Here is a 12,310-nt window from a genome sequence, read left to right as displayed (position 1 = left end):
ACTATAATTAAATGGCTTCTGGGTCAGTTTTTTTCATTGCAAGTGCAATTATTAATCCCATGATGCAATAAAATATAATTGAAAAGGCTAGAGATTTTAATTGATTACCAATTGCAAACTGATTTTGTTTTTGCATTTCAGCAATGGCAATGTCTATTTGCTCTTGCGGTGCTCCAAAACTTTCCATCATTCCGGTCGATTTTTCAATAATCTGTTGTTTTAAAAAATCTGCAGCATCTGGATCTATAAAATTGAAAATTATTATACTTACTAAGGTACTAATAATAATGCCAATTACTACCGTTGCAAAGTAGGCTGTAAATGCATCTTTAAACGTGATAAATCCGTTTTGTACTTTTTTAGCCTTCGCAGTAGAAAAAATTCCGGACACTATAATTACTATAAATATTCCGGCGCTAACCCACATACTAGTTAATATTTCTAGATCTACAACATACGCTATTATTGTAAAAGCAGATAATAAAATGGCTAAGTAAATACCGTAAGTAGCAGCCATAGATTTTAATGAATTTTCCATAATTTTGTGATTGGTTAATAGGTTTAAAATGGTTAGTAAACAAATATACTAAAACGTTACAAATAGAAACTTAAATAAATAAATGAAAAAAAGATTGTGAGAGAATAAAAAATTCTTAAATTTGCATTCTCAAAATTGATAAGATTAAATACGTTTAGTGATGAAAAAAGATATACATCCAGCAAATTATAGAGTAGTAGCATTTAAAGATATGTCTAATGAAGATGTGTTTTTAACTAAATCTACCGCTAACACAAGTGAAACATTAGAAGTAGATGGTGTTGAGTATCCTTTAATTAAAATGGAGATTTCAAGAACATCACACCCGTTCTATACAGGTAAATCTAAATTAATTGATACGGCTGGTCGTATTGATAAATTCAAAAATAAATACGCTAAATTCAAAAAGTAATTTAGTGCAAATATATATTACTAAAGCCTTTCAAATTTTGAAAGGCTTTTTTATTTTTACTTAAAAAATCGAATAATGAATTATATTCTCTTTGATGGTCCTTCGCGCAACAGTCTATTACCTTTTACCTACACAAGACCTGTTGCAGATATTAGAATTGGTATTTTAACTATTCGCGAAAAATGGGAGCATCATTTAGGAAGTACTATTACAACTATTACCGAAGATTATCTTGCAGATAAATATCCGATGGTTGAAATGGAAGAAAATGTAATGATTAATGCATCATACCTTCCAAATTTCGAATTAGTAGAACTTATTAGACGTTTAGAAAAAAATCAAGCTATTTTTAAAGATGAAGATGTGATTGCTTTTTTTGCAACAGATTCTCAAGAAGATATAGATTTTGAAACTTACCAGGCTATAGAATATAATGAAGCGTGTCTTAAAGTAGAACATACTTGGGATATTTTTTCTAAAAATGGAGCTGCTATTCAAGCAGATTTTGATTTGCTAACAGAAGGAAGAACTTCTTTGCCTATCCCTACTACAGTAAATACTATTGCTCCTGAAAATATATTTATAGAAGAAGGTGCTCAACTTAATTTTGTAACTCTAAATGCATCCACAGGTCCTATATATATAGGTAAAGATGCCGTGATTCTTGAAGGAAGTTTAATTCGTGGGCCTTTTGCATTGTGTGAAAAAGCAGCCGTTAAAATGGGGGCTAAAATTTACGGACCAACAACTATTGGACCGTATAGTAAAGTAGGTGGAGAAATAAATAATGCGGTGTTATTTGCTAATTCTAATAAAGGACACGATGGGTATTTAGGTAATTCTGTTTTAGGCGAATGGTGTAATTTAGGTGCAGATACTAATAACTCTAATCTGAAAAATAATTATGCAGAAGTAAGATTGTGGAGCTACGAAACAGAAAATTTTGCGAAAACAGGACTTCAGTTTTGTGGATTAATGATGGGAGATCACAGTAAATGTGGTATTAATACCATGTTTAATACAGGGACAGTTGTTGGTGTAAATGCAAATATATTTGGTACTGGTTTTCCTCGTAATTTTGTACCAAGCTTTAGTTGGGGAGGAAGTAGCGGGTTTACAACTTATACAACTAAAAAAGCTTTTGAAGTTGCCGAAATGGTGATGAAAAGACGTGATGTAGAATTAACCGATGTAGATAAAGCTATTCTGGAACATATTTTTGAAGAGTCTAAAAAGTATAGAAGAGATTAATTGTACTTCTTAACACGTTTTAATTCTAATAAATTGGTTGGATTAATTCCTAAATCATGAACATTTTTTCTAGTAAAACGAACAACTTCATCGTAAAATAAAGGTACAATAGGAGCATGTGCTATTACTAAAGAATCCATTTTAGCATAGAGTATTTCTCGTTTTTTAGAATCTGTTTCCGTAAACGATTGTTCGTACCAAGTATCAAATAAGTCATTTTTAAAATGAGAATAATTTGGTCCGTTTGGAGCGAAATTTTTACTATAAAATAACGAAAGATAATTTTCTGCGTCTGGATAATCTGCAACCCAACTTGCTCTAAATAAATCTAGTTTTCCGTTTGCTTTAGCATCTTTTAAAGCAGAAGGTGGTACAACATTAATATGTACAATTAATCCTGTTTTCTGAATTTCACGCTGAATATATTCGCAAAAACTTAAATAGTTACTTGTGGTTGTAATTGTGATTTCTGGATGTTCTATACCTGTTTGTTCCTTGAATTTTTCTAGATATGCTTTTGCTTTTTGGGGTTGATAATTAAATCCAATGGTAGTATTATAACCAGGTAATCCTTTTGGTATGAATCCACCATGTGCAGGAATACCTATTCCGTTTCGTAAATACGTCATCATTTTTTCCCGATCAAAACCATAATTGATGCTTTTTCTAAGCCATTCAGATTGTATTTCTGATAATTCTGAATCCATAAAAAACGATAAATATTCAGTGTTTAAATAGGGGGCACGAATCATATTCACTTCAGTAGTATAGCGACCTCGTAATTGTCCGTTGGCGGTTAATATTTCATCTTTGTAAGAGGCATCTAATCCAGAAATAAAATCGATATTACCTTGTGTAAATTGTAAAAACTCACTTTGTTTGTCTGGTAAAAAGGTAATGGCCACGGCTTCAAGATATGGTAAATGTTGGTTTTCTGAATTTTTTTCGAAATATAAAGTGTTTTTTCTAAACACTAGTTTTACGTTTTCTTCCCAACGTTTAAAATAAAAGGGTCCTGTACCAATAGGGTGTGATCTAAATTCCGATCCGTAATGTGTTACAATTTCTTTAGGAACAACCGAACAATATTTCATGGTTAATAATCCCAAAAAAGCAGGGAATGGTTGTTTTAGTCGAATTTGAAATGTGTTTTTATTTATCGCTTTAAATGCATCTACTTTATTTAAAACCCATCGACCAGGCGATCCCACTTGCGGATCGCGCAAACGGTTCAAGCTATAATTAAAATCTTCGGCTGTAACTACGCGTGTAGAATCTCTACCAAATAAAGTGTCTTTATGATAATATACATCGTTTCGTAAATTAAAAGTATAAGTTAATCCATCTTCAGAAATTGTCCAAGAATTAGCGATGGCAGGTTCTACTTGCATGCTGTCATTCATTTGCACTAAGCCATTAAATAACTGATTTGTTGCCCAAATATCGGCAATGTCTTTAGAAAAAGCAGGATCTAATGAACTAATGTTTTTATGTTCATTATATCTAAAAACAAGATTGTCGCTACTTCTTTTTTGGTCTGAAGCACAGTTAATACATACTAAGCTTCCAATGCAAATAAGTAATATGTTTTTAAAAGAGGAAGAAAACGTGTTTAAAACTGATGACATAGAAAGGAATCTGAAATTATTTATATAAAATGTTAGAAAATCAAAAGTAAGTGTATTACTGCACAAATGGAACTTCGCTCTTTAAATTATTTTATTTTTTTGGAAGTATTAAAAAAGAGTAATACGTTGTGAAGTATGTATTAAGAGGGTTTTAGTATAAACACCATAGTTTTTTTGTAAATTTGCATCATTTTAGACAATCAAATTATGACTCGACAAAAAGTAGCTTTTTATACTTTAGGCTGTAAATTAAATTTTTCCGAAACCTCTACCATTGCTAGAGATTTTGAGAATGAAGGATTTGACCGTGTAGACTTTTCAGATCCAGCAGATATATATGTAATTAATACCTGTTCGGTTACCGATAATGCAGATAAGCGTTTTAAATCGATTGTAAAGCAAGCGCAAAAAATTAATCCGAAAGCTTTTGTAGCAGCAGTTGGGTGTTATGCACAATTAAAACCACAAGAATTAGCAGATGTAGATGGTGTAGACTTAGTTTTGGGAGCTACCGAAAAATTTAAAATCACAGATTATCTAAACGATTTGTCTAAAAATGATTTTGGAGAAGTACATTCTTGCGAGATTGAAGAAGCCGATTTTTATGTAGGAAGTTATTCTATTGGCGATCGTACACGTGCGTTTTTGAAAGTGCAAGATGGTTGCGATTATAAGTGCACATATTGTACAATTCCGTTGGCTAGAGGGATTTCTAGAAGCGATGAATTGGAGAATGTACTTAAGAATGCTAAAGAAATTTCAGAAAAGAATATTAAAGAAATTGTATTAACCGGTGTTAATATTGGAGATTATGGAAAAGGGGAGTTCGGAAATAAAAAACACGAACACACGTTTTACGAATTGGTAAAAGGTTTAGATGCCGTTGAAGGGATTGAACGTCTTCGAATTTCATCTATAGAGCCAAATTTACTAAAAAACGAAACGATAGATTTTGTGTCTAAAAGCAGAACATTTGTGCCACATTTTCATATTCCATTACAAAGTGGAAGTAACGAAATTCTTAAGTTAATGCGTCGTCGTTATATGAAAGAATTGTATGTAGATCGCGTAAATAAGATTAAAACAGTCATGCCAGAAGCATGTATTGGTGTCGATGTTATTGTTGGTTTTCCTGGAGAAACAGAAGAATTATTTTTAGAAACATATCATTTTTTAAATGAATTAAATATTTCGTATTTGCACGTATTTACCTATTCTGAGCGTGATAATACAGAAGCTGCAGCTATGAAAGGTGTTGTGCCTAAAAATGTGCGTAGCAAACGTAGTAAGATGCTTCGCGGATTATCAGTTAAAAAGCGTAGAGCCTTTTACGAGAGTCAGTTAGGAAGTACACGAACGGTTTTATTTGAAGGAGAAAATAAAGCAGGTTATATTCAAGGATTTACAGAAAATTATGTAAAAGTTAAAACACCTTGGAATCCTGAATTAGTAAATACACTACAGGATATTACTTTAACAAAAATAGACGAAGATGGCTTAGTTAGATTTGAGTTTGTAAAAGATTCAATTGCAGTCTAAAATATAAAAAGAGCCACTTACTAAGTGGCTCTTTTTATAAGAATTATATTCTAACACCAATAGGTAGCATGCTTTTGTACTGTCTGTGTTTTCTCATAAATTTGGCAATAGTAGGGCACGTAGGAACAACGCTTAAATTGCGTTCTTGCAGGCTGTTTAATACTAGTGTTATAAATTCATTTTGAAACTCTTCAGTGTTTTTTTCTTCAGGAACAATTAGTTTAGTTAAAAAAATCTTGCGTTCTTGTAAAGAGTATTCAATAATGGCTAAATCGTCGTCAATTTTACATTCAAACTGGCGTAAAAAATCGTTGTCTGATACTTCTGCTGTTTCTATCATGGTCATGTTTTTAACGAATGGAGTAAAGAGAAAAAAAGAATTCTCTCTTTAATAAGTTTTCAGTAGAAAACTGATACAAATTTACGTAAAATTATTATGAAATTAAAGAGTTTAACAGTTTAATACCTTATGAATCAAGATATAATACATGTGTATTTTATGCCTGGAATGGCAGCTAATCCAACAATTTTTGAATATATAGATTTGCCAAAAGATCGCTTTAAAATGCATTTATTAGAATGGGTTATTCCAAACCCAAAGGAAAGCTTATCAGACTATGCAAGACGTATTTGTAAAAATGTAAAAGAAAAGATGCCGGTACTTGTAGGCGTGTCTTTTGGAGGGATTTTAGTGCAAGAAATGAGTAAGCATATGAAAACTAAAAAAGTTATTGTAATTTCAAGCGTATTAACTAAGTACGAATTACCAAAACGAATGAAATTAGCGAAGGTTACCAAAATGTATAAGTTTCTACCAACGCATTTGGTACGTGATTTTGAATCGTATGCCAAGTATACTTTTGGGAATTCAACAACAAAACGTGTGAATTTATATAAAAAATATTTATCTGTACGTGATAAAAATTATTTAGATTGGGCTATTGAACAAGTCGTGTGCTGGGATCAAGAAAAACCGCTCCCAAACACATTACATATTCATGGCGATAAAGATGCGGTTTTTCCGTATCAATATATTAAAGATTGTATCACTGTAAAAGATGGTACCCATATTATGATTATAAATAAATATAAATGGTTTAATGAAAATCTGCCACAATTAATTTTAAGTGATAATCTGGCTTAGATTTTGATGCTATTTAAATTATAAAAACAAACCAAAATGATGAGGAATATTTATAAAGGTCTAATGTTTGTCGGGGTATTAGGGGTAGTTGCATTGTCTATTAATGCTGTTGGTGACCCCGAAACCGATGAAAGTTTCGAAAAAAAACAGTTTAATGACTATAATGTTTATGCGCTGCAAATGCCAGAACAATTAGATTTTGCAGGCGAAAATTTACCATTAACAGATCCTGATGTTCATGAACGTATGGATCGTGAATTATTAGTAAATACCTATTGGCAATCTAATGCTTTATTATTATTTAAACGTGCAAATAAGTACTTCCCAATTATAGAGCCTATTTTAAAGAAACATGGAATTCCAGACGATTTTAAATATTTGGCTGTTATAGAAAGCGGATTAACAAATGCAGTATCTCCTGCAGGAGCTCGTGGTGTTTGGCAAATTATGAAAGCAACTGCCAAAGATTTTGGATTAGAAGTAAATGATAATGTAGATGAACGTTACAATTTGGAAAAATCTACTGAAGTCGCTTGCGAATACTTAAAAAAGTCTAAAGCACAGTTAGGAACATGGACCTTGGCTGCAGCAGCATATAATGCAGGGAATAGAGGCGTGTCTTCTCGTTTAGAAGCTCAAAAAGTAGATGATTATTATGATTTGTTGCTAGGAGAGGAAACAGGGCGTTACGTGTTTAGAATTATTGCACTAAAAGAAATTTTAAATAATCCGTTAAAGTATGGCTTTAACTTCAGAGAAAAAGATTTGTATACTTATGTGCCAACCTATACTGTAAAAGTTGATACTGCGGTTACAGATTTCGCTGCTTTTGCTCAGAAGTATGATATTAACTATAAGATTTTAAAAATTCATAATCCTTGGTTACGTGAATCGTTCTTAAATAATAGTTCAAGAAAATTATACGAGATAGAAATTCCTAAGGAAGGATATTATAAATAAGATGTATTATATAATAAAAAAGGGCGTTGAATTAATTCAACGCCCTTTTTTATGCTTTAAAGAAAGATTTATCGTCTTCCTCCTCTTGGTTGTTTATGACCGCCAAAATGTTGATTAGGAGCTTGAGCACGTTTCATATTCTCTTTCATCATTTTTATTTGATCTGTTAACATGCCTTGTTTATCTAATTTTTGAGCTTCAGATAACAATTTCGTAGCTTCTTGTTTTCTGCGTTTAGATAAAGAAATACCAGCTAAGCTTAATTTTGCCATCGCTAAATCATGATCCATATTTAAACCTAAAGCCACGGCTTTTTTTAAATATTTTTCAGATTCATTCATGTTTGTCTGAGAAACCATGATGCCATGTAAATAATTATAATAACCATGTTGTTTTGCTACTAAAGCAGAATCTGGGTTTTTAATTTTGTTTAACCATTTGGTAGCGCCTTCAAAATCTTGTTTACGTAACTTTAAAAAAGCAAGCAAGATAAACTCGTTCTTAAAGTATAAAAAGATAAAAATAGACGACAATAAGATTAACATGATTCCATTTCCAATATTTCCTTCTATAAATTGGTAAACGGCATAAGCTATAATTAAACCGGCGATTACTAATTTTATGTTCTTGTTGTACATATGTTTTATTTAATTTTATAAGTTGTTATAGATGTTACTTTGGTTGGATTACTGTTTGGATGATTTAAATCGACAGCATTACTAGCTTCCGCATTTACAGTCATTTCGTTAATAAATCCTGTTTTTTTGTCGGCAATCACGACTATATTTTGTTTTCCTTTTAAAAGTAGGTTGGTAAATTCGTCTTCAATAATCATACTTAATGTAGATTCTGCATTTAAAACAATATTATCAGATAGTTTTTTAAGCTTCCAAGTGTTTTTAGAATTTATCTCCCCAGTATACTCATTCTTCCAAGTATCACCAATATTTACTTTCTGTTTTGGGTAAATATGCGTGAGTTGCTCAAAACTTTTAGATAAAGATTCGTTACCAAATTCAGCTTTCATCGATTCAATCATTAGCTGTTTCGTAAATTCATCACGTATTCCAGATAAGCTAATCATATTATTAATCATTTCTTCTGCTCCAATTACCTGAATAATTTCTCCAGAGAAAGACATCTCTATCTGTAATTCAGAATGTGTTAAACCACCAAATATTTTTCCTTCAGTATCGTTGTCTGTTGCAGGTTTGTTAGTGTCTACATCAACTAAAACACCAAACTTATTAGAAGTTGTTTTAAGCTTAAATTGATTAAAGTGAAATTTTAATTTATAAGTACTATCTGTTTTAGCAGCGACTTTAAAGGTGTAATTCTCTTCTAGATTATTTAGTATTTTATGTTCTATACCTTTTTCACATTGCACTATATTTTGTGTTGCCTGCTGTAGTACTGTTATGCTATCTCCTATATTTAACCGATATTGCAGTAAAGATTGGGCAGATAAAGAACATGTACCTATAAAGGTAAATATTAATATCTTAAGAAAAAATCGAATCATTTGTACACTCTTATTTGGGATTACAAAGAAACTAAAAATTTTACTAAAAAATATTTTTTAAATAAGGTTTGTTAAACTAAAAACTCTTTGTATATTTGCCCGCAGTTTTGAAGAAACCATCAAGACTTCGTTTAGATAGAATATTGAAGATTTTAAAGATACAAGACAATGAGTAAAAGAACGTTTCAACCATCAAAAAGAAAGAGAAGAAACAAGCACGGTTTTAGAGAAAGAATGGCTTCTGCCAATGGTAGAAAAGTCCTTGCACGTAGACGTGCTAAAGGAAGAAAGAAACTGTCTGTATCTTCTGAGTCAAGACATAAAAAATAATGATATCAGTGTTTTGATATAATAGAAAGGTGTTACTTAATGGTAACGCCTTTTTTTATATCTCGTTTTTATAACTACTTTTGAAATATCTTAATATAATACAATGCCAAAAAATCCAAAGCTAAAATCTATTCTAATTATCGGGTCTGGACCAATTGTAATTGGGCAAGCCTGCGAATTTGACTATTCAGGAACTCAAGCCTTAAGATCGCTTCGTGAAGATGGGATAGAAACCGTATTAATCAACTCGAATCCAGCAACTATTATGACCGATCCTTCAATGGCCGATCATGTATACTTGTTGCCTCTCTCGACTAAATCAATTGTGAAAATCCTTGAAGAGCATCCAAATATAGATGCTGTTTTACCTACTATGGGTGGGCAAACAGCACTTAATTTATGTATTGAAGCCGATGAAAAAGGAATTTGGAAAGATTTTGGAGTAGATATTATAGGTGTTAATATTGATGCTATTAATATTACCGAAGATAGAGAGCAGTTTAGAGAGTTAATGCTTAAAATTGGTGTGCCAATGGCGCCACAAGCAACAGCTACATCTTACTTAAAAGGTAAAGAAATTGCACAAGAATTTGGTTTCCCTTTAATTATTAGAGCATCTTATACCTTAGGTGGTGCAGGTGCATCTTTTGTATATAAAGAAGAAGACTTCGACGAATTATTAACCCGCGGATTAGAGATTTCTCCAATTCATGAGGTTATGATCGATAAAGCTCTTATTGGTTGGAAAGAATACGAATTAGAACTTCTTAGAGATGCAAATGATAATGTGGTTATTATCTGTTCTATCGAAAATATGGATCCAATTGGAATTCATACAGGAGATTCTATAACTGTAGCACCGGCCATGACGCTTAGTGATAAAACGTATCAAAGAATGCGAGATATGGCTATTCATATGATGCGTAATATTGGAGATTTTGCAGGAGGATGTAACGTGCAGTTTGCTGTGTCTCCAGATGAAAACGAAGATATTATCGCTATCGAGATTAATCCTCGTGTATCGCGTTCTTCTGCCTTAGCGTCTAAAGCAACGGGGTATCCTATTGCGAAAATTGCGGCTAAACTGGCTATTGGTTATCATCTAGATGAATTAAACAATCAGATTACTAAATCGACTTCGGCTTTATTCGAACCGACTTTAGATTATGTAATCGTGAAAATACCGCGTTGGAATTTTGATAAATTCGAAGGTTCAGACAGAACTTTAGGACTTCAAATGAAATCTGTTGGAGAAGTTATGGGAATTGGACGTTCGTTTCAAGAAGCACTTCACAAAGCAACGCAATCTCTTGAGATTAAACGTAACGGTTTAGGAGCAGATGGAAAAGAAAATAAAAATTACGATCAGATTATCGAGAAGTTAACACATGCGTCTTGGGATCGTGTGTTTATCATTTACGATGCAATCGAGATGGGAATCCCGTTAAGTAGAATTCACGAAATCACAAAAATTGATATGTGGTTTTTAAAGCAATATGAAGAATTACATATGCTTAAAAACGAAATTTCGACCTTTACTATTGATACAATTCAGAAAGATTTATTGCTTGAAGCTAAACAAAAAGGATATGGTGACCGTCAAATTGCACACATGCTTAAATGTTTAGAAAGTCAAGTCTATAGTAAGCGTGAAGAACTTGGTGTAAATCGTGTATACAAATTAGTAGATACGTGTGCTGCAGAATTTCAAGCGAAAACACCATATTATTACTCTACCTTTGAAAGTGATGTAGAAACTGCCGACGGTAATCGTTATGCAGATAATGAAAGTGTGGTTACAGATAGAAAAAAAGTTATTGTTTTAGGTTCTGGTCCAAACCGTATCGGGCAAGGAATCGAGTTCGATTACTGTTGTGTGCATGGTGTACTTGCAGCTGCAGAATGTGGTTACGAAACTATTATGATTAACTGTAACCCGGAAACCGTATCTACAGATTTCGATACAGCCGATAAATTATACTTCGAGCCTGTATTCTGGGAACATATTTACGACATAATTAAGCATGAAAAACCAGAAGGTGTTATTGTTCAGTTAGGAGGTCAGACGGCTTTAAAACTTGCTGAAAAATTAACCAAGTACGGTGTTAAAATATTAGGAACAAGCTTTGAAGCTTTAGATTTAGCCGAAGATCGTGGGTTGTTCTCTAACATGTTAAAAGAAAATAATATTCCTTATCCAGAGTTTGATATTGCAACAACAGCAGATGAAGCTTCTGCGATAGCAGACAAACTAGATTTTCCAATCTTAGTACGTCCATCGTACGTTCTTGGAGGACAAGGGATGAAAATTGTAATTAATAAAGAAGAACTTGAAAAACACGTTGTAGATTTATTAAGCAGAATGCCAGGAAATCAATTATTGTTAGACCACTATTTAGATGGTGCAATCGAAGCAGAAGCAGATGCGATTTGTGATGGTGAAAATGTGTACATTATCGGGATTATGGAACATATTGAACCTTGTGGAATTCACTCGGGAGATAGTAATGCATTGCTACCACCTTTTACTTTAGGAGATTTGGTTATGGAACAAATTAAAGACCATACCAAAAAAATTGCTTTAGCTTTAAATACTGTTGGTTTAATAAATATACAGTTTGCCATAAAAGACGACTTAGTGTATATTATTGAAGCCAATCCAAGAGCATCTCGTACGGTTCCTTTTATAGCAAAAGCTTACGGAGAACCATATGTAAACTATGCTACTAAAGTAATGTTAGGAGAGAAAAAGGTAACCGATTTTGATTTCAAACCGGAATTAAAAGGCTATGCTATTAAGCAACCTGTATTTTCTTTTAATAAATTTCATAATGTAAATAAAAAGCTAGGACCAGAAATGAAAAGTACTGGAGAAAGTATCTTGTTTATAGATAACTTAAGAGACGATGAGTTTTATAACATTTACTCTCGTAGACGTATGTATTTAAATAAATAAATATACCATTATATATCAAAAAAGGCTTCC

At 32.3% G+C, this 12,310-nt stretch carries 12 protein-coding genes; 7 read left to right on the top strand and 5 right to left on the bottom strand.

Annotated features, from left to right (window positions below; all coding sequences use genetic code 11):
* Positions 1-7 precede the first annotated feature (7 nt).
* On the bottom strand, positions 8-538 hold the full coding sequence (locus Q1B05_RS16140) for a DUF4199 domain-containing protein (RefSeq protein ID WP_299782017.1): 531 nt from the start codon (positions 536-538) through the stop codon (positions 8-10).
* 160 nt (positions 539-698) lie between these two features.
* On the opposite strand from Q1B05_RS16140, the gene Q1B05_RS16135 reads away from it, so the two are divergent.
* Entirely contained in the window at positions 699-950 is a 252-nt protein-coding gene (locus Q1B05_RS16135; RefSeq protein ID WP_299782015.1) for a type B 50S ribosomal protein L31, read from the top strand.
* A gap of 75 nt (positions 951-1,025) precedes the next feature.
* The gene (locus tag Q1B05_RS16130; protein WP_299782013.1) at positions 1,026-2,201 is read left to right on the top strand and encodes a GlmU family protein; all 1,176 of its coding nucleotides are present in this window, start codon (positions 1,026-1,028) and stop codon (positions 2,199-2,201) included.
* Here Q1B05_RS16130 and Q1B05_RS16125 read toward each other — a convergent pair.
* Positions 2,198-3,829, bottom strand: coding sequence for an ABC transporter substrate-binding protein (locus Q1B05_RS16125; RefSeq protein ID WP_299782011.1), 1,632 nt, complete (start codon positions 3,827-3,829; stop codon positions 2,198-2,200). The genes Q1B05_RS16130 and Q1B05_RS16125 overlap by 4 nt on opposite strands.
* 204 nt (positions 3,830-4,033) lie before the next feature.
* On the opposite strand from Q1B05_RS16125, the gene mtaB reads away from it, so the two are divergent.
* Complete coding sequence (mtaB, locus tag Q1B05_RS16120) at positions 4,034-5,368, top strand: tRNA (N(6)-L-threonylcarbamoyladenosine(37)-C(2))-methylthiotransferase MtaB (protein WP_299782057.1); 1,335 nt, start codon at positions 4,034-4,036, stop codon at positions 5,366-5,368.
* A 43-nt stretch (positions 5,369-5,411) separates the two neighbouring features.
* Here the strand turns inward: mtaB and Q1B05_RS16115 are convergent, their stop codons facing one another.
* A complete protein-coding gene (locus tag Q1B05_RS16115) occupies positions 5,412-5,708 on the bottom strand; it encodes an N-acetyltransferase (protein WP_299782009.1) in 297 nt (98 codons plus the stop codon).
* Between the two features lie 129 nt (positions 5,709-5,837).
* Between Q1B05_RS16115 and Q1B05_RS16110 the strand changes: the two genes are divergently transcribed.
* Complete coding sequence (locus Q1B05_RS16110) at positions 5,838-6,512, top strand: alpha/beta hydrolase (RefSeq protein ID WP_299782008.1); 675 nt, start codon at positions 5,838-5,840, stop codon at positions 6,510-6,512.
* 39 nt (positions 6,513-6,551) lie between these two features.
* Positions 6,552-7,472 (top strand): lytic transglycosylase domain-containing protein, encoded by a 921-nt coding sequence (locus Q1B05_RS16105; protein WP_299782055.1) that lies wholly within the window; start codon positions 6,552-6,554, stop codon positions 7,470-7,472.
* Between the two features lie 68 nt (positions 7,473-7,540).
* On the opposite strand, the gene Q1B05_RS16100 is transcribed toward Q1B05_RS16105, so the two are convergent.
* Together Q1B05_RS16100 and Q1B05_RS16095 are read right to left on the bottom strand one after the other, a co-directional pair.
* Positions 7,541-8,110: a DUF2892 domain-containing protein gene (locus tag Q1B05_RS16100; protein WP_299782006.1), complete on the bottom strand. Its 570-nt coding sequence runs from the start codon at positions 8,108-8,110 to the stop codon at positions 7,541-7,543.
* Positions 8,111-8,115: 5 nt separating this feature from the next.
* Positions 8,116-8,994, bottom strand: coding sequence for a DUF6263 family protein (locus Q1B05_RS16095; protein WP_299782004.1), 879 nt, complete (start codon positions 8,992-8,994; stop codon positions 8,116-8,118).
* Between the two features lie 168 nt (positions 8,995-9,162).
* Between Q1B05_RS16095 and rpmH the strand changes: the two genes are divergently transcribed.
* A complete protein-coding gene (gene rpmH, locus Q1B05_RS16090; protein WP_038527912.1) occupies positions 9,163-9,324 on the top strand; it encodes a 50S ribosomal protein L34 in 162 nt (53 codons plus the stop codon).
* Between the two features lie 103 nt (positions 9,325-9,427).
* On the top strand, positions 9,428-12,280 hold the full coding sequence (gene carB, locus Q1B05_RS16085) for a carbamoyl-phosphate synthase large subunit (protein WP_299782001.1): 2,853 nt from the start codon (positions 9,428-9,430) through the stop codon (positions 12,278-12,280).
* Positions 12,281-12,310: the final 30 nt, after the last annotated feature.

Origin of the sequence: uncultured Formosa sp. (assembly GCF_947500765.1) — a bacterium.
In the GTDB taxonomy this organism is placed as follows: domain Bacteria; phylum Bacteroidota; class Bacteroidia; order Flavobacteriales; family Flavobacteriaceae; genus Formosa.
Note: the sequence above shows the minus strand (reverse complement) of the source record. Positions and strands in the feature narration are given on the sequence as shown.